The following is an 18542-nucleotide window of genomic DNA, read 5'->3' as shown; positions in this document are numbered from 1 at the left end:
TCAGCGCCGTCTCGGCCTAATGGATCGCCCGGTCAAAGCCGGGCGATGACACCTTTCAAGACGTTTGCAGCGCGTCCCTAATCCTCGACTCCATACCGGTGCAGATCGTTGCCGTAGGTATCGAGCCACTTCTTGGCGCGCTCCATCGACGGGCAGACTTTTCCGCACACGCGCCAGAACCGCGCCGAGTGGTTCATCTCGACGAGATGAGCGACCTCGTGCGCGGCGAGGTAGTCGAGCACGAAGGGCGGTGCGAGGATCAGGCGCCAGGAGAACGACAGCGAGCCGGCCGAGGTGCAGGAACCCCAGCGGCTGGACTGATCGCGGATCGAGAGGCGCTTGACCCTGACACCGAGCTCGGCGGCGTAAGCCTCCGCCGATCGCTGCAGGTCGCGGCGCGCCTCGCGCTTGAGGAAGTCGCTGACGCGGCGATCGACATGCTCGAGCCCGCCGGCGACGCAGAGAATGCGCTCACCGCTGTCGCGCATCTCGGTCCACACCGTGCCGCGCGTGCCGGCGCGATGAACGATGCGATGCGGGGTGCCACGGAGCGGTATCACCGTGCCCGGCTGGAACGGCGCAGCCTTCGGCAAGCGACCGAGGCGCGCCGCGATCCACGCACCGTGGCGCTGCGCGAAGTCTTTCGCCTCGGCCAGCGTGCCGCGCGGCGGCATGGTGAGGATGGCTTCGCGATCGCTCGGATGAATTCTGAGCGTGTAACGGCGCGCGCGGCGGTGCCGGCGCAATCGGATGGCAAAAAATTGCGATCCATGGGTGATCAGGACGGTCTTGGGTTCGTGGGGCCGCCGATAGAGGAGAGCGCGAGTGGCCATGTCTGTCAGTCCGGGGGGCAGGAGGGCGCCCGGATTCTGCCATAACCGCCGCCAGGGAAAGCGCTCGGCGCAAAAACAAATCATTTGCCCAATATACAGCGGTCTGACGTCCGGGAGACCCTACAGACTGGGGTTGGAACCGGGTTTTTTCGCCCCCGCTGGACGCATGCGGCACCCCCAAGGGGTGAGGGAAGACTCACTCTTATAAAGCTACCTAAATACCGCGAATCTGGAGAGAACCAGGCCCGGCCGGAGCCTCCGGCGGGGCCTGAATTTTCGACGGGAAAGCCGAAAACGAAGGTTATTCGGCCGCGAGAGCCTGCAATGAGCTCGGATTCGCAGCTGAGACCATGAAGTCATGGATTCGCGGAACGATTTCCGACTTGAAGCGCGAGCCGTTGAACACGCCGTAATGTCCGACGCCCTTCTGGACGTAATGGACGCGGCGATGATCGGGGATCGAGCTGCACAATGTGTGCGTCGCTTCGGTCTGACCGAGACCCGAGATATCGTCGTTCTCGCCTTCGACCGTCATCAACGCCACGCGCGTGACCTTGGAGGGGTCGACGCGTGTTCCGCGATGCGTCATCTCGCCCTTCGGCAGCGAATGTTTCACGAAAACGGTGTCGACCGTCTGCAGGTAATACTCGGCGGAGAGGTCCATCACCGCGAGATATTCGTCATAGAACTCGCGATGCTTGTCGACGAGGTCGCCGTCGCCCTTCACCAGATGGGCAAAGAGCTGCTTGTGGGCGTCCATGTGCCGGTCGAGATTCATGCTGATGAAGCCGTTGAGCTGCAGGAATCCCGGATAGACGTCGCGCATCATGCCGGGATGCGGGAACGGCACCTTGGTGATGACGTGGTTGCGGAACCAGTCGATACCGCGCTCCTGGGCGAGATTGTTCACCGACGTCGGATTGCGACGGGTGTCGATCGGGCCGCCCATCAGCGTCATCGAGGTCGGCACGAAGGGATCGCGCCGCGCTTCCATGATCGAGACGGCGGCGACCACCGGCACGGAGGGCTGGCACACCGCCATGACGTGGGTGTTGCCGCCGAGGACGTGCAGCATCTCGATGACGTAGTCGATGTAATCGTCGAGATCGAAGCGGCCATCGCTGAGCGGCACCATGCGGGCATCGGCCCAATCGGTAATGTAGACCTCATGTGCGGGCAGGAAGGCCTCGACCGTCCCGCGGAGCAGCGTCGCATAATGCCCGGACATCGGCGCCACGATCAGCACGCGCGGCTGCGGGCTGCGCAGGGGACGAGCGAACTTGCGATCGAAGTAGAGCAGCCGGCAGAACGGCTTTTCCCAGACTGAGCGGACCTCGACGGGGACGCGGATGCCGTTGACCTCGGTGTCGTCGAGGCCCCATTCCGGCTTGCCGTAGCGGCGCGTGGTGCGCTCGAACAATTCGCAGGCCGCGGCAACCGACTTGCCGACCTCGGTGCGCGCCCAGGGGTTGAGAGGATTCTGAAACAGCAGCTTGGTCGCGTCAGTGACCGCACGTGCCGGATTGAGAGAGGCGTGCGCCATCTCGTACATCCAGTACATCGGCGTCGTCAGGACCGGACTGCCTTCTGCAGCCAGGGGCGGTGCGCCGCCGAACTCACCAATAGGCATCGCTATATCCCTCTTCGCATCGCAGCATACTGCCGAATGCGCAATATTGCGTCAATGCATGGTTCCGTACATCTACGTGGCGGAGACGGGTAAATCGGCCTGAATCCACGGGAAAGTGACGTTATTCGCCGCCCGACAGCAGCGAGCCGTGCTTCTTGGCGCTGCGCAAAAGGGCAAGGAATGCCCAAAAAGATGCAACCAGGAGTACTGCGTTGATGGCCAACGCCTCCAGCATCAGATCGGTCCTAAAGGTCTGCTCGATCAGCAGCGCGCGCATCCCCTCGAAGGCATAGGTCGGCGGTAATGCCCAAGCGACGTACTGCAGCCAGACCGGCAACACGCTGACGGGATAGTAGACGCAGGCGAGCGGCAGGATCGCGAACATCAGGGTCCAGACGATGCTCTCGGCGCCGAGGCCGTTTCGCAGCACGAGACCCGACACGAAGATGCCGACCGACCAGCTCGTGAAGATCAGATTGCAGAAGAATGCGATCAGCGGCAGGCCCAGGGCATAGACATTGAATTGAAACATGAACAGCGCGAGCAAGGTCATCGGAATGATCCCGATCGCGAGCCGGATCAGGCTCATGACCATCAGCGACAGCAGAAACTCGATCGGCCTCAAGGGGCTCATCATGAGGTTGCCGATGTTGCGCGCCCACATCTCCTCCAGGAACGAGATGGAGAAGCCGAGCTGCCCGCGAAACAGAATGTCCCAGAGGATGACGGCGCCGATCAGCGTGCCGCCGGCGCGCGCGAAGAAATTGGAATTCTCGGCGATGTAATACTGGATGAAGCCCCAGGTGATGACCTGCAGCGCCGGCCAGTACAGCAATTCGAGCAGCCGCGGCCAGGACGACAGCAGGAGGTACCAGTAGCGCAGGATCATCGCGCCGATGCGATGGACGGAGATGCCGCGGTGGAGGGTGAGGTCGGTCATGGCACGCTCCCGTAGCCCGGATGCAGCGCAGCGCAATCCGGGAATCGTGCCACATGCGACAGGGGTCCCGGATTACGCTTCGCTTTATCCGGGCTACGAAGACGGCTCCCGCTCACCTTGCTGCCTCCTTCGCGCCGTTCACCCGGCCGCGCGCAACGTCCAGAAACACCTCCTCCAGCGTGGTGCGGTTGTAGCGCGCCATGATCGCCTCCGGCGTGTCGTCGTCCTCGATGCGACCGCGCTTCATGATGATGACGCGATCGCACAGCCGCTCGACCTCGAGCATGTTGTGCGAGGCCAGAAGGATGGTGGCGTTGTTGTCCTTGCGATAACCCTCCAGATGCGCCCGCACCCAGTCGGCGGTATCCGGATCGAGCGAGGCGGTCGGCTCGTCCAGCAGCAGCAGCTCGGGCCGGTTGATCAGCGCCTTGGCGAGCGCGACGCGGGTCTTCTGCCCGGCGGACAGCTTGCCGTTGGCGCGGTCGATGAAATCGGTGAGATCAAGATCGTCAGCGAGCTCGGCGATGCGCTCCGACAGGTTCTTCACCGCATAGAGCTTGCCGAACACGGTGAGATTCTGCCGCACCGTGAGCCGCATCGGCATGTCGACATAGGGGCTCTCGAAATTCATCCGCCCCAGCACGGCAGCGCTCTCCTCGGGCATCCGATGTCCGAGCACCTGCACGCGGCCGGAGGTCGGCAGCACCAGGCCCATGATCATCGCGATGGTCGTGGTCTTGCCGGCGCCGTTGCCGCCTAGAAGCCCGGTGATGCTGCCACGCGGCAGCGAAAAGGAGATGTCGTCGACCGCGCGGGTCTGCTTGTAGATCTTGACGAGGTGCTCGACCGCGATCGCCGCGGACGAGCTGCGCTCCGCGACAGTCGGCCGACTTGAAGCCTTGTCATTCTCGGTCATGCTGGTCGTTCTTCTGCTATTGCAGCGGATAGCGCAAGGCTTGTAATCCGGTGGTTCCGCGAGCCCAGCGTTTGTGATCTGGAAGGCACCCCCATTGGCCGATATGACTGAAATTGCTGCTTCCGACTTTCGCCACGCGCAGCGGCATATCCGCCTGGACACAATCCTGCGGCTGCGCTGGCTGGCGGTGCTGGGCCAGCTCGCCGCGATCTTCATCGTGGCGCAGGGGTTGGAATTCAACGTCGAGATCGTCCCCTGCGTCAGCATCATCGCCTTGTCGGCAGCACTGAATCTGGCGCTCCAGACCGCGGCCAATCCGATGCAGCGGCTGGAGCCGATGCAGGCGGCCGGACTGCTCGCGCTGAACATCGTGGAACTGGCCGGTCTGTTGTACTTCACCGGCGGACTGCAGAACCCGTTCTCGTTCCTGTTCTTGGCGCCGGTGCTGATCTCGGCCACGGCGCTGCCGGCGCGCTTCACGTTCGGCCTCGGCGTGCTCGCGGTGGCCTGCGCCTCGGTGCTGTTCTTCTTCCATTTGCCGCTGCCGTGGGATTCCGATGATCCGCTGGTGCTGCCGCCGATCTATCTCGTCGGCGTCTGGCTCTCGATCGTGCTCGCGATCGGCGTCACCAGCCTCTACTCGTTCCAGGTGACCGAGGAGGCGCGCAAGCTTGCGGACGCGCTGGCCGCGACCGAGCTGGTGCTGACGCGCGAGCAACACCTGACCCAGCTCGACGGGCTCGCAGCCGCGGCCGCACACGAGCTCGGCACGCCGCTCGCGACGATCTTCCTGATCTCGCGCGAGCTGGAGAAGACGGTGAAGGACGCCAGCTTTGCCGCCGACCTGAAGACGTTGCGCGAGCAGACCCAGCGTTGCCGCGACATATTGAGCAAGATCACCCAGCTCTCCTCCACCGGCGCGCCGTTCGACCGCATGAAGCTGTCGGAGCTGATCGAGGAGGTGGTGGCCCCGCACCGCGATTTCGGCGTCGAGATCAAGGTGCGGATCGCGGTCGCCGCCGTGTCCGAGCCGGTCGGCTCGCGCAATCCGGCAATCCTGTACGGCGTCGGCAACATCGTCGAGAACGCGGTCGATTTCGCCCATACCACCGTCGAGGTGAACGCGTGGTGGAACAAGGACACGATCGAGCTTCTGATCTCCGACGACGGCCCCGGCATTCCGCCCGATATCCTGAACCGGATCGGCGAGCCCTATCTGTCGCGGCGGCGAACCACGGATGACGGCGGCGGTGAGCGACGCGGTCTCGGATTGGGCGTGTTCATCGCGCGCACCTTGCTGGAACGCACCGGCGCCAAGGTCTTGTTTACCAACCGGATCTTTCCGGAACACGGCGCGGTGGTGCAGATCACTTGGCCGCGACAGCGTTTTGAGGCTATCGAGAGCCTCGAAGAAACAATAGGATAGGCCGCGACCTTGCGTCGCACAACAGGGCCGATCGACTATCGGCGGCCTTGGCACCGCTCGATTGCGAGGCCATATGTAGTCGCGTTGGAGAGAGGACAAAACCTTGAACGCCATCGCCGAACTGAACGAACAGACCGACCGCTCGCTGCTCATCGTGGAGGACGACAAGCCGTTCCTGGAGCGGTTGTCGCGCGCCATGGAAACGCGCGGCTTTGCGGTGACGTCATGCGACACCGTCTCGGATGGTCTTGCGCAGATCGGCAAGGCAGCGCCGGCATTCGCCGTAGTGGATTTGCGGCTCGGCGACGGCAACGGCCTCGACGTGGTCTCGGCGCTGAAGAAGAAGCGCCCGGATGCGCGCGCGATCGTGCTGACCGGCTACGGCAACATCGCCACCGCCGTCACCGCGGTGAAGATGGGCGCGATCGATTATCTCTCCAAGCCCGCGGATGCCGACGACGTCGTCGCGGCGCTGCTGTCGACCAGCGCGGAGAAATCCGAGCTGCCGACCAACCCGATGTCCGCCGACCGCGTGCGCTGGGAGCATATCCAGCGCATCTACGAGATGTGCAACCGCAACGTTTCGGAAACGGCGCGGCGGCTCAACATGCACCGCAGGACGTTGCAGCGCATTTTGGCCAAACGCGCGCCGCGATAATTTACGGCAATCAGCAACCTATCCCCGTCACCCTGAGGTGGCCGCTCCTTCAGCGGCCCTCGAAGGGCGACGGCCCGGCCACATCGCGGGATGACGGAACGACAGGTCTCGTAGGGTGGGCAAAGGCGCAAAGCGCCGTGCCCACGATCTGTAAGAGCTGGATAGAGACCGTGGGCACGCTTCGCTTTGCCCACCCTACGGCACCGATGTTTGCGGCGCCGCTACTCCCAAAAATCCGCATGCCCCTGCGGATCGACCAGGCGGTTGATGCGCAAGGCTGCCGCCATTCCAAACCGCACCGTCATCTGCTTCCTCGTCGCGGCAGCCAGCTTGTGCTCGGGCGCTTCGCATTGCATGTGCGCGCCATAGGCGTCGGCGATGATCAGGCCGGTGCCTTCCGGAAAGATCTCGCACGGCAGGTCCTGCGTGAAGGCGAAGAACAGCCGGTCGCAATGGGCACGGTATTCATGCCATTTCTGATCGGTGCGCAGATCCTCCACCGACGATTTGATCTCGACGATCCAGATCTCGCCACGCTCGTTCAGCGCCACGAGGTCGGCGCGCCGGCCCGAGGGCAGCGGCAATTCGCTGATGCAGGTAAAGCCGAGCGAACGTAAGAGCCGCGCGGTGCCGCGCGCGACCGCGAGCGCCGTTTCCGACTGGCGGCGATCGGGTGGCGGCACCAGGGCGATGTTGCGGGCCGTGCTGTCCATGGGGGGAGAGTAGCCGATTCCGTATGGGGCGGACACCATCCAATAGAGGCGAGCTGTCACCACACACTCCATGTCGTCCCCGCGAAAGCGGGGACCCATAACCCCAGGGAGAGGTTTGGCGAAGACTCGTCATTCGGTACTTCGACCACTGCAATCGAGAGATCCCGCTGTATGGGTCCCCGCGTTCGCGGGGACGACACCGAGGATGGGACGCGGAACCTCCCCTCCCCCACGAACTTATCACGCAGCCGCCGCACCTCGGCGGAACCACCGAGGCTGCGCGGATGATCGACGATCTCTGGTACAAGAACGGGGTGATCTACTGCCTTTCCGTCGGCTCCTATATGGACGCCAACGGCGACGGTGTCGGCGACTTCAAGGGCCTGCTCCGCCGGCTCGACTATCTGCACGGCCTCGGCATCACCACGATCTGGCTGATGCCGTTCCAGACCTCGCCCGGCCGCGACGACGGCTACGACATCGCCGACTATTACAGCGTCGATGCCCGTTACGGCACGCTCGGCGATTTCGTCGAGTTCGCCCATGGCTGCAAGCAGCGCGGCATCCGCATCATCATCGATCTCGTCGTCAACCACACCTCGGACCAGCATCACTGGTTCAAGGAGGCGCGGCGCGACAAGAACTCGCCGTATCGCGACTGGTATGTGTGGTCCGACAAGAAGCCGGCCGGTGCCGAAAAGGGCATGGTGTTTCCCGGCGTGCAGAAAACGACCTGGACGCGCGACAAGGAAGCGGGCGCGTATTACTTCCACCGCTTCTACGATTTCCAGCCCGACCTCAACACCTCGAACCCGCATGTGCAGGCCGAGATCCTGAAGATCATGGGGTTCTGGATCCAGCTCGGCGTCTCCGGCTTCCGCATGGACGCCGTGCCCTTCGTGATCGCGACCAAGGGCGCGAACGTGAAGAAGCCGGTCGAGCAGTACGACATGCTGCGCGCGTTCCGCGAATTCCTGCAATGGCGGCAGGGCGACGCCATCATCCTCGCTGAAGCCAATGTGCTGCCGAAGACGGACATGGAATATTTCGGCCGCGACGCCGACCGCATGCATATGATGTTCAACTTCCACGTCAACCAGCACCTGTTCTATGCGCTGGCATCCGCAGATTCGCGGCCGCTGGCGAAGGCGTTGAAGGCGACCAAGCCGCGGCCGGCGACCGCGCAATGGGGCCTGTTCCTGCGCAATCACGACGAGCTCGATCTGGGACGGTTGACCAAGGCGCAGCGCGACACCGTGTTCAGGAATTTCGGTCCCGACAAGGATATGCAGCTGTACGACCGCGGCATCAGGCGGCGCCTCGCGCCGATGCTCGGCGGCGACCGCCGGCGGCTCGAGCTCGCCTACAGCCTGATGTGCACGCTGCCGGGAACGCCCGTGATCCGCTATGGCGACGAGATCGCGATGGGCGACGATCTCTCACTGCCGGAACGCAATTGCGCGCGCACGCCGATGCAATGGTCGACCGAGCCGCATGGCGGCTTCACCAAGAGCAACAAGCCGGCCTGCCCCGTGATCGACAAGGGGCCTTACGGCTACCCGCACGTCAACGTCGCCAAGCAGCGACGCGATCCCAACTCGATGCTGAACTGGACCGAGCGCATCGTCCGCATGCGGAAAGAAGTGCCGGAGGTTGGCTGGGGTGACTTCGCCATCATTCCGGTGCGCGATCCCGCCGTGTTCATCATGCGCTACGACTGGCGCAACAATTCGGTGCTGTTCGTGCATAATCTCGACGAGAAGCCGCGCGAGATCGCGTTCTCAGCCGGGCTGCCGGATGAGGCCGGCGCGCACCTGATCAATCTGCTTGCGGAGGACCACAGCCACGCCGACAAGCGCGGCCAGCACCGAATCGTGCTGGAGCCGTATGGGTATCGCTGGTACCGCGTCGGCGGGCTGGATTATCTGTTGAAGCGGAGCGATATCGACGGGGATACGGTGCGGGGGAAGAAGCATCCGGGGTGATGTGGCCGGCGCGCGCAAGGCTGCCGTATCCTCCGCTGTCGTCCTGGACAAGCGAAGCGCAGATCCGGGACCCATAACGCCAGGGAGAAGTTTGGCGAAGACCCGTCGCTCGGTTCCTCTACCCATCACAATCGATAGATCACGCGGTATGGGTCCCCGCGCCCGTGCGCAATTGCGCACTAGGCGGGGACGACAGCTAGGGTGGGGCGACAATCACCCCCTCATTGCCACGCAGATCCAACACGCCTTCAATGCGCTCGCCGTCGCGATCCAGGAACGTTGACAGCAGTATGCTGCTGCCGAAACGGATCGCGCTGGTGGTCACCGCGACCGGATCGGGGCCGAGATTGAGCGCCACGATCACCGCCTGCCCCTCGGCTTCGCGGCGATAGATCAGGAGATCGCCTTGTGCCGCGATCGGATGATAATCGCCGGCGACCAGCGGCGGACTGCTCTTCCGCAGGGTGATCAGGCGCTTGTAGAGGTTGAGGATCGAGCGCACATCGGCTTCGAGATTGACGACATTGTCGCGCACATAGTGCTCCGGCAGCGGCAGCCACGGCCGCGCCGCCGAGAAGCCGGCGAATTCGGTCGCATCCCACTGCATCGGCGTGCGGCAGCCGTCGCGGCCGACACCGATGCCGGGCACGTTCTTCTCGAAGGGGTCGCGGACATCCTCCGGCGCGATCGCCACCTGGTGCATGCCGATCTCGTCGCCGTAATAGAGCGTCGGCGTGCCGCGCAGCGTCAGCAGCAGCATGGCGGCGACGCGGGCCTGCTCGGACCCGACGCGGCTTGCGACCCGCGGGCGGTCGTGATTGCCGAGCACCCAGTTCGGCCAGGCGCCGCGCGGCAGCGCCTTCTCGTAATCCTCGATGATTGTCTCGATCGAGCGCGCGCTCCAGAAGGTCGAGAGCAGCGCGAAATTGAACGGCATCTGCGCGCCGGTGAGATCGTTGCCGTAATAGGCCATGAGACGGTGCAGCGGCAGATAGATTTCGCCGATCAGCACGCGGGCTCCGAATTCATTGGTGACACGCCGCATCTGCGAGATCACGTCATGCACCTCCGGCTGGTCGGTGGAGTATTGCGTCATGATCCTTTCATTCGGTGGCCGTCCCTCGACGTAATGCGGATTGGGCGGGTTGTCGCGGAATTCGGCATCCTTGATCAGGTGCCAGATCACGTCGACGCGAAAGCCGTCGACGCCCTTCTCAAGCCAAAACCGCATCACGTCGTAGATCGCGGCGCGGACGTCGGGATTGCGCCAGTTCAGGTCCGGCTGCTGGGCGAGGAAGGCGTGGTAATAATATTGCCCCGTGGTCTCGTCGAACTGCCACGCGCTGCCGCCGAACTCGGACAGCCAGTTGTTCGGCACTCCGCCGTCGGGTGCCGGATCGCGCCAGATGTACCAGTCGCGCTTGGGATTGTCGCGCGAGGCGCGGCTCTCGACGAACCAGGGATGCTGGTCCGAGGTGTGGTTCGGCACGAGGTCGAGGATCAGCTTCAGGCCGTTGTCGTGGGCGGCCGCGATCAGCGCATCGAAATCTTCCATCGTGCCGAACAGCGGCTCGATGCCGGTATAGTCGGCGATGTCATAGCCGAAATCTTCCATCGGTGAGGGGAAGATCGGTGACAGCCAGATCGCATCGACGCCGAGCGATTTGACGTAAGGCAGCCGCTGCAAAATGCCGGCGAGATCGCCGACGCCGTCACCGTTCGAGTCCTGAAAGGAGCGCGGGTAGATCTGATAGAAGATGCCGTCGCGCCACCAGTTTTCGTTGCTCTGAGCCATGCGGGAAGACCACCCATAATCTGCGTCTTGCGCGGGAGAACGCGACAACACCGCCCCGGTTCAAATTGGCAGGCCAATTGGGACGGCCGTGTGACGATTGTTCCCGGGCGCGGTGACGAATCTTTTGCTTGGCGGCCTGGCAAAAATCGGCATTGTGGCGCCATGACCGAGCAAAATAACAGCCAAGACTCTTCGCAAGCCAAGGCCGGCGCGATCATCGTTCCCGTGACGCTGTTCGAGCAGAACTGCACCATCATCTGGGACGAGCCCAGCAAGAAGGCCGTTGTGATCGATCCCGGCGGGGACGTGCCGAAGATCCTGGACGCGATCAAGCAGACCGGCGTCACCGTGGAGAAGATCTGGCTGACCCACGGCCATATCGACCATGTCGGCGGCGCGGCCGATCTGCGCGATGCGCTGAAGGTGCCGATCGAGGGGCCGCATGAAGCGGACAAGTTCCTGCTCGACAATGTGGTCGAGAGCGGCGCACGCTTCGGCATGACCGGCGTGCGCAATTTCGCGCCGGACCGCTGGCTCGCCGAAGGCGACAGCGTGTCGATCGGCAGCTTGCAATTCGACATTTTCCACTGCCCCGGCCACTCGCCGGGCAGCGTGGTGTTCTTCAACAAGGAGCTGCGCTTCGCCCATGTCGGCGACGTCCTGTTCGCCGGCTCGGTCGGGCGCACCGATTTGCCCGGCGGCAGTCACGCCACGCTGATCAACTCGATTTTGACAAAACTGCTGCCGCTCGGCGACGACGTCGGCTTCATCTGCGGCCACGGCGCCGGCTCCAGCATCGGCCAGGAGCGGATGACCAATCCGTTCATTACCGGCGAGATGTGAGGTTTATTCCGCCGCGTCCACAAGCGTGGCGGTCTCACTGAGGTGACGATCGCCCCATTCGCGGATCGCCGCGACGACCGGCACGAAGCTCTTGCCCTTGCGGGTCAGGCGATACTCGACCTTCGGCGGCACCTCGCCGAAGTCCTTCCGGTCGATCAGGCCGCTCGCAGTCAGGGCCTTCAATTCACGACTGAGCACGCGCGGGGTGATCTCGGCGCTGCCTTCCGTGCCGCGCAAAAGGCCGCTGCGGATCTCGCCATAGCGGCGCGGGCCGTCCTTGAGATCCCAGACGATGCGCAGCTTGTACTTGCCGCTGATCATCTTCTGAAAGGCCGCGACCGGACAGGTGCGCGCCGGGTTCGCCTTCGCCATGTCGTCTCCTCCACGCGTTAGCCACGCCTCAGGATAGGAGCGACGTCGAAAAAGTCCATACTATCAATTTTGTCCATACTTGCAGGATCGCTTGCAAGCCGCAGATGATGGCGCACACGACGAACAGGGAGCGTCACATGAAGCACTTCATGATCAGATATGAATTCAGGAACGGTACGACGGAGGCCTGGCACCAGGAGGTCAATCGGTTCATCAAAGCGATCGACGGCGATCCCGAGCTGAAAGGGCGGATTGGCTATCGTGTCCTGAAGAACCGCGACGACGGCAGCTATTTCCATCTCGCCAGCGTCGCTGACGATGCCGCGCAAAAAGCGCTGCAATCGCGCGACTTCTTCAAAGCCTATCAGGAGATGACGCGGAAGGTCGCCGGCGGCGAGGTGACGGTGACGCCGATCGAATGGATCGGTCAGACGGCCTGAACTACTTCATCAGCCCCGCGGCGGTCAGTGCGCGCGTGATGATCTGGCCGAGATCGAAGCCGCGAGCCTCCTCGCGCGTCGGCTCGGCCGGCTGTTCGGCGACCGTGGCGCGGATCGAGCGGGCGAGATGCGGCGCGGGCGTCAAGGCCGGCTGCGCGGCAGGCTTGCTTGTAGGCTTGCTTGTAGACTTGCTTGTAGGCTTGGCCTCCGCCTTTGCAGCATCTGCAATCCAGCCGGTGAGGCCGAAGAACTTTGCGATGTGATAGGACGAGGAAATACCGGCCTCGATCAGGAATGCGCCTTCCACGCCGTAGCGCTGGTCGTTGTCGGCAAGCCCGAGCGGCGTGCCGTGCGCCATGTCGGTGATGGCGTAGGACTCGACCAGCGTCTCGCCGTCCTTGCCCCACCACGCCTGGCGCGGATAGCCGTCGACATTGGTCTCCGCCATCGGCGCTTCCGGCAGATCATGCAGATCGAGCCACTGCTTGACGATCTCGTTGGCATTGCCGGGATTGACGGTGCGGTCGGCGCTGCCGTGCCACACCGAAACCTTCGGCCAGGGGCCGCGATAATCCGAGGCATTGCGCACGAGATCGCCGAGCTCGCGCGCGGGACGCACCGGGGAATGAAACATGCCGTCCAGCGCCTCGCGCAAATTCGAGGCGATGCCATAGGGCAGTCCGGCAATGACCGCGCCGGCCGCGAAGACTTCCGGATAGGTCGCGAGCATCACCGACGTCATGCCGCCGCCGGCCGACAGGCCGGTGATGAAGATGCGCCTGGGATCGATGCGATGCGCCTCGACCATGTGCGCGATCATCTCGCGGATCGAATGCGCCTCGCCGCTGTCCCGCGCCGTATCTTCCGGATTGAACCAGTTGAAGCAGGTGTTGCCGTTGTTGATCCGCTGCTGCTCGGGCATCAGCAGCGCGAAGCCATAGTGCTTGGCGAGCGTCGACCAGCCCGCGCCGAGATCGTAACCGGCTGCCGTCTGCCCGCAGCCATGCAGCACGACGACCAGCGCGCGCGGCTTCTGCAACTGCGCCGGCACGAACGCGAACATGCGCAAGGCGCCCGGGTTGTCGCCAAAGCCGGTGAGCTCTTCCAACGGACTGGACGCATCCGCGCTGCGGCCGAGCTCGGCAAAGCGCAGACCGTCCAGCCTCGGCAGACGTCTCAACAGATCAACATTTTTGGCTAACGACACGGCAACTTCCTGGTGGGCGACTGTCAACGTTCAGCCAAACCAGATAGTTGCTGCATTGCAAAATAAAAAGACCGTGCGCTGTCCATCCACGAAAATCACGGGAAATCCCGCCGAAATCCGCACGTATTAACCGCAATGCCTCAACTTCATGCAGATGCGCGACGCATCCACGACAGAAATGCGGCGCAGATCAGGATTAATGTCACAAACAGCACAAGCGAGACCAGAAATCCTGCGCGCGCTGATTGCAAGGCATCGACGGCGAAGAATACCGCGCCGATTGCGGCCACTCCGGCCGCATTTCCGATCTGCGCAGTCGTGCCGTAGATGCCGGAGGCCGAGCCTGCGGCGACGGGCTTGACGGTCGAGAGCACCGCGCCGGAGAGCGGCGCCATCACCAGTCCCTGGCCGTAGCCGAAAATGATCATGGCGAACGCCAGCAGAAGCGGCGATGGCGCATCGATACAGGCTGCAACAAGCGCGAGCGCGGCGAGGCCTGCGATCTGCAGCGCGCAGCCTTCGATCAACACCTTGGTGCCGCGATGACGCGCCCGCGCGCCGCTGTGGCGCGAGGCCACGACGAAGGCCAGCGCGAGCGGGATGAAGGCCATGCCGGCCGACAGCGGCGGGATCTTCAGGCCGCGCTGCATGAACAGCGTCATGACGAGGTAGAAGGAGAGATTGGCAAGGAAGAAAAAGAAGGCGGCGCCAAGCCCGCGCAGGAAAGCGGCATCCGCCAGCAGCGTGAGGTCGATCAACGGCATGCCGCCGGCACGCGCGACTGCGTGCTCGAGCTTCAGGAACGCTACGAGCACGGCGCCGCCGATCGCCATCACGGCCCACAGCCAGGGAGCCCAGCCGACATCGTGACCGAACAGCAGCGGGCCGATCAGGCACAGCAGCCCCGCGAACAGGACCATGCTGCCCTGGATGTCGAGCCTCGTCCCTGATCGCCGCGGCACCGACGGCATGATGCGCCAGGCGGCAGCCACAATGACGAGGCCGCAGGGAACGTTGACGAAGAACACCGAACGCCAGCCGGTGCCAGCGAGATCAATCGTGACCAGCAGACCGCCGAGCAGGAAGCCTGCGGCACCGGCCAGCCCCAGCACGATGCCGTAGATCGCGAAGGCGCGGCTGCGCGACTCGTCCGTGAACAGGAGATGCAGCGTCGCCAGCACCTGGGGCACCATCAGCGCCGCGGTCGCGCCCTGCGCAAGGCGAGCGATGATCAGCTCCACGCCGGACTGCGCGAGCCCGCACCACAGCGAGGTCGCCGTAAAGCCGAGCACGCCGGCCAGGAAGATAGTCTTGGTGCCGTGAACGTCGCCAAGCCGGCCCCCGGTGACGACAAGCGTGGCGTAGGCGATCAGGTAGATCGCGATCACGGATTCGATCTGCGCCGGCGTGGCCTGCAGATCGACCGCAATGGTCGGAATGGCGACGTTCACGATGAAGGCATCGACGCCGAACATGAATTGGGCGGCCACCACGATGGCCAGCACCCACCAGCGGCGGGACGAATCGATTTGTTGTATGACGATCTGATGCATCGGCGCGTAACCCTGGATTACCGTGCCGATGATTTCAGGTCTGGCGCGGTGTCACGATTACCTCGGAGGTAGGATTCGTGTGCTTCGTTCGAGGCACGGCTGTTTCGCCTCTCCCCACTTGCGGGGAGAGGCGGGATTCAAACGCAGTTTGAATTCGGGGGAGCTGCCGCGAGTCCCAATGCCACCGAATTTGGCGAAGCAGCCCCTCCCCCCGTAAGAACGGGGAGAGGGGGAAGACTCAACGCACGCATGCCTGCATTCCGCCGCGCGGGACACCGCGCGATTGCGTTCGCGCCTTCCGGCACGTAGCTTCACCGCCTCAACAAACAGAAAATCAAAGCCGGAGAGAACGCCATGGCGCGCCTGAAGTTCGGAGCCTTCCTTGCCCCGCATCACCCGATCGGGGAGCATCCGATGCTCCAGTTCCGGCGCGACCTCGACCTGGTCGAGCAGCTCGATGCGCTCGGCTATGACGAGTTCTGGTGCGGCGAGCATCATTCCTCGGGCTGGGAGATGATCGCCTCGCCCGAGATGTTCCTGGCTGCGGCCGGCGAGCGCACCAAGCGGATCAAGCTCGGCACCGGCGTGGTGTCGCTGCCCTATCATCATCCCTACAATGTCGCCCAGCGCATGGTGCAGCTCGACCACATGACCGGCGGCCGCGCCATCTTCGGCTCCGGCCCCGGCGCGCTGGCCTCCGACGCACACACGCTCGGCATCGACCCGATGACGCAGCGCGACCGCCAGGACGAGGCCATCGGAATCATCCGCCGCCTCTTCAACGGCGAGCGCGTCACGGCGAAGAGCGACTGGTTCACGATGAACGACGCCGCGCTGCAGATCCTGCCGTTGCAGGAGGAGATGCCGTTCGTCGTGGCCTCGCAGATCTCGCCCTCCGGCATGACGCTGGCCGGCAAGTACGGCATCGGCATCATCTCGCTGGGCTCGATGACGACGCAGGGGCTGATGTCGCTGCAGCAGCAATGGCAGTTTGCCGAGGACGCCGCGAAGAAACACGGCACCAAGGTCGACCGCGCCGACTGGCGCGTGCTGCTGACCTTCCACATCGCCGAGACCCGCGAGCAGGCGCGCAAGGAAGCCGGCGCCGGGTTGATGCGCTGGCACAACGAATATAATGTCGGCACGCTGCAGCGGCCGGGCCTCACTGCGTTCTCCTCGCCCGACGAGGCCGTGGACAAGACCGCCTTCGTCGAGGGCGCGGCCTCCACCATCGGCACGCCCGACGATCTCGTTAAAACCATCAAGAACGTGATGCAGGTCTCCGGCGGCGTCGGCGCCATCATCGGTTTCGTGCACGACTGGGCCAATCCGGAAGCGACGCGCCGGAGCTGGGACATGGTGGCGCGCTACGTCGTGCCGGAGATCAACGGCTATATCGACGGCCTGCGCAGGTCGCAAAAATTCGTGATCGAGAACCGCGCCATTTTCGAGCGTGCGGGCCAGGCCGTGATGGCCAAGATCATGGAGAACGAGAAGGCCGCCGAGGCGCTGAAGATGACCGGCCCAGGCCGCGTCGCCATCCCCGCCGTCAATGCGCCGGATCTGCAGAAGGAGGCGGCGAAGCGATAGGACGCACTCCACTCGTCGTCCCGGGGGCGCGCCTGGCGCGAACCCGGGACGACGGCCGTGGGTGTGACGATTTTGTGCGCAAGACGACCGCAGCTCATCGCGGCCGGATCGTGCTATGTTCGCGGCGCCTGCCAACCGGAGCAATCGTCATGTCGATGCAGAATGTGGCCGCACCGGCGCCCGACTATACCGCGCCCAAGCGCAACGCCCTGACGCACATTCCCGGCGACGAGGGATGGCCGATCATCGGCAAGACCTTCCAGGTGCTGGCCGATCCCAAGGGCCACATCGAGGCGAACGGCGCCAAATACGGCCCGGTCTACCGCACCCATGTGTTCGGCGAGACCAACGTCGTGCTGCTCGGGCCCGAGGCCAACGAGCTCGTGATGTTTGACCAGCAAAAGCTGTTCTCCTCGACCCACGGCTGGAACAAGGTGCTCGGCCTGTTGTTTCCGCGCGGATTGATGCTGCTCGATTTCGACGAGCACCGGCTGCACCGCAAGGCGCTGTCGGTCGCGTTCAAGTCCGGACCGATGAAATCCTACCTGGCCGATCTCGACCGCGGCATCTCCGCGCGGGTCGCCCAGTGGAAAGCCAAGCCCGGCGAGATGCAGCTCTACCCCGCGATGAAGCAGCTCACGCTGGACCTCGCCGCAGCGTCCTTCCTCGGCGCCGATATCGGGCCGGAGGTCGACGAGATCAACCGCGCCTTCGTCGACATGGTCGCGGCTGCCGTCGCGCCGATCCGCCGTCCCCTTCCGGGCACCCAGATGGCCGCCGGCGTCAGGGGGCGCAAACGCATCGTCGCCTATTTCCGCGAGCAGATCCCGCTTCGCCGCGGCAATCACGGCGGCGATGATTTGTTCTCCCAGCTCTGCCGCGCCACCCATGAGGACGGCGCGCTGCTGTCCGAGCAGGACATCATCGACCACATGAGCTTCCTGATGATGGCGGCGCACGACACGCTGACCTCGTCGCTGACATCCTTCATCGGTGAGCTCGCCGCCAATCCGGACTGGCAGGACAGGCTACGCGCGGAAGTTCTCGCACTCGGGCTCGCGCCAGGCGCGCCGAGCAGCTTCGACGATCTCGAAAAAATGCCGCTGTCGGAGATGGCGTTCAAGGAGGCGCTGCGGATCAAGCCGCCGGTACCCTCGATGCCGCGCCGCGCCATGCGCGACTTCACCTTCAAGGGTTTTACGATTCCCGCCGGCACCGCGGTCGGCGTCAATCCGCTCTATACCCATCACATGAAGGACATCTGGCCGGAGCCGGATCGTTTCAACCCGTTGCGCTTCACCGAAGAGGCGCAACGGGGTCGCCACCGCTTCGCCTGGGTCCCGTTCGGCGGCGGCGCACATATGTGCCTCGGGCTGCACTTCGCCTACATGCAGGCAAAATGCTTCGCGCGGCACTTCTTGCAGAACATCGAGGTGTCGCTGGAGCCCGGTTACAAGCCGGACTGGCAGATGTGGCCGATCCCGAAGCCGCGCGACGGGTTGCGGGTGAGAGTGCGGGCGGTTTAGCCTCACGTGTCCCGGACGCGGCGAAGCGCGAGCCGGGACCCAGATGCTGCGATCGAGTAGGTGGAGAGATGGGCTTCGGCTCTGCAGCGCACGGCACCGGACGATGCTTCGCATC

16 protein-coding genes are annotated in these 18542 nt (G+C 64.1%); 7 read left to right on the top strand and 9 right to left on the bottom strand.

Annotated elements, in window-relative coordinates:
- Window positions 1–77: 77 nt before the first annotated feature.
- The 4 genes from GGD67_RS11785 to GGD67_RS11770 form a co-directional block, all read right to left on the bottom strand.
- Window positions 78–917 (bottom strand): M48 family metallopeptidase, encoded by an 840-nt coding sequence (locus GGD67_RS11785; RefSeq protein ID WP_018319521.1) that lies wholly within the window; start codon window positions 915–917, stop codon window positions 78–80.
- Window positions 918–1134: 217 nt separating this feature from the next.
- Complete coding sequence (locus GGD67_RS11780; protein ID WP_018319520.1) at window positions 1135–2463, bottom strand: polyhydroxyalkanoate depolymerase; 1329 nt, start codon at window positions 2461–2463, stop codon at window positions 1135–1137.
- A gap of 121 nt (window positions 2464–2584) precedes the next feature.
- Window positions 2585–3403 carry an ABC transporter permease gene (locus GGD67_RS11775; RefSeq protein WP_179732861.1) on the bottom strand — a complete coding sequence of 273 codons (819 nt, stop codon included), beginning with the start codon at window positions 3401–3403 and terminating at the stop codon, window positions 2585–2587.
- 112 nt (window positions 3404–3515) lie between these two features.
- A complete protein-coding gene (locus GGD67_RS11770; protein ID WP_179732859.1) occupies window positions 3516–4319 on the bottom strand; it encodes an ABC transporter ATP-binding protein in 804 nt (267 codons plus the stop codon).
- A 103-nt stretch (window positions 4320–4422) separates the two neighbouring features.
- Here GGD67_RS11770 and GGD67_RS11765 point away from each other — a divergent pair, with 103 nt between their 5' ends.
- Together GGD67_RS11765 and GGD67_RS11760 are read left to right on the top strand one after the other, a co-directional pair.
- Window positions 4423–5745, top strand: coding sequence for an ActS/PrrB/RegB family redox-sensitive histidine kinase (locus GGD67_RS11765; RefSeq protein ID WP_092251936.1), 1323 nt, complete (start codon window positions 4423–4425; stop codon window positions 5743–5745).
- A gap of 103 nt (window positions 5746–5848) precedes the next feature.
- A complete protein-coding gene (locus GGD67_RS11760; RefSeq protein ID WP_008141807.1) occupies window positions 5849–6403 on the top strand; it encodes an ActR/PrrA/RegA family redox response regulator transcription factor in 555 nt (184 codons plus the stop codon).
- 221 nt (window positions 6404–6624) lie between these two features.
- Here the strand turns inward: GGD67_RS11760 and GGD67_RS11755 are convergent, their stop codons facing one another.
- Complete coding sequence (locus GGD67_RS11755; RefSeq protein ID WP_018319516.1) at window positions 6625–7116, bottom strand: MmcB family DNA repair protein; 492 nt, start codon at window positions 7114–7116, stop codon at window positions 6625–6627.
- Between the two features lie 284 nt (window positions 7117–7400).
- On the opposite strand from GGD67_RS11755, the gene GGD67_RS11750 reads away from it, so the two are divergent.
- Window positions 7401–9101, top strand: coding sequence for an alpha-amylase family protein (locus GGD67_RS11750; protein ID WP_179732856.1), 1701 nt, complete (start codon window positions 7401–7403; stop codon window positions 9099–9101).
- A 196-nt stretch (window positions 9102–9297) separates the two neighbouring features.
- Here GGD67_RS11750 and GGD67_RS11745 read toward each other — a convergent pair whose 3' ends face one another.
- Window positions 9298–10896, bottom strand: coding sequence for an alpha-amylase family glycosyl hydrolase (locus GGD67_RS11745; protein WP_179732854.1), 1599 nt, complete (start codon window positions 10894–10896; stop codon window positions 9298–9300).
- Window positions 10897–11058: 162 nt separating this feature from the next.
- Between GGD67_RS11745 and GGD67_RS11740 the strand changes: the two genes are divergently transcribed.
- Window positions 11059–11739, top strand: a complete 681-nt coding sequence (locus tag GGD67_RS11740) for an MBL fold metallo-hydrolase (protein WP_018319513.1) — start codon at window positions 11059–11061, stop codon at window positions 11737–11739.
- Between the two features lie 3 nt (window positions 11740–11742).
- Here GGD67_RS11740 and GGD67_RS11735 read toward each other — a convergent pair whose 3' ends face one another.
- Window positions 11743–12111: a helix-turn-helix domain-containing protein gene (locus tag GGD67_RS11735; RefSeq protein WP_179732852.1), complete on the bottom strand. Its 369-nt coding sequence runs from the start codon at window positions 12109–12111 to the stop codon at window positions 11743–11745.
- Window positions 12112–12248: 137 nt separating this feature from the next.
- Between GGD67_RS11735 and GGD67_RS11730 the strand changes: the two genes are divergently transcribed.
- Complete coding sequence (locus GGD67_RS11730; RefSeq protein ID WP_246784272.1) at window positions 12249–12551, top strand: hypothetical protein; 303 nt, start codon at window positions 12249–12251, stop codon at window positions 12549–12551.
- 1 nt (window position 12552) lies between these two features.
- Here the strand turns inward: GGD67_RS11730 and GGD67_RS11725 are convergent, their stop codons facing one another.
- Together GGD67_RS11725 and GGD67_RS11720 are read right to left on the bottom strand one after the other, a co-directional pair.
- Window positions 12553–13758: a PHB depolymerase family esterase gene (locus GGD67_RS11725; protein ID WP_179732850.1), complete on the bottom strand. Its 1206-nt coding sequence runs from the start codon at window positions 13756–13758 to the stop codon at window positions 12553–12555.
- A 146-nt stretch (window positions 13759–13904) separates the two neighbouring features.
- Window positions 13905–15311 (bottom strand): MFS transporter, encoded by a 1407-nt coding sequence (locus tag GGD67_RS11720; RefSeq protein WP_179732849.1) that lies wholly within the window; start codon window positions 15309–15311, stop codon window positions 13905–13907.
- Window positions 15312–15665: 354 nt separating this feature from the next.
- Here GGD67_RS11720 and GGD67_RS11715 point away from each other — a divergent pair, with 354 nt between their 5' ends.
- On the top strand, window positions 15666–16901 hold the full coding sequence (locus GGD67_RS11715; protein WP_179732848.1) for an LLM class flavin-dependent oxidoreductase: 1236 nt from the start codon (window positions 15666–15668) through the stop codon (window positions 16899–16901).
- Between the two features lie 149 nt (window positions 16902–17050).
- The gene (locus GGD67_RS11710; RefSeq protein WP_179732847.1) at window positions 17051–18427 is read left to right on the top strand and encodes a cytochrome P450; all 1377 of its coding nucleotides are present in this window, start codon (window positions 17051–17053) and stop codon (window positions 18425–18427) included.
- The last annotated feature ends 115 nt before the right edge of the window (window positions 18428–18542 follow it).

Origin of the sequence: Bradyrhizobium sp. IAR9, from assembly GCF_013408065.1 — a bacterium.
Taxonomy (GTDB): Bacteria; Pseudomonadota; Alphaproteobacteria; order Rhizobiales; family Xanthobacteraceae; genus Bradyrhizobium.
Note: the sequence above shows the minus strand (reverse complement) of the source record. Positions and strands in the feature narration are given on the sequence as shown.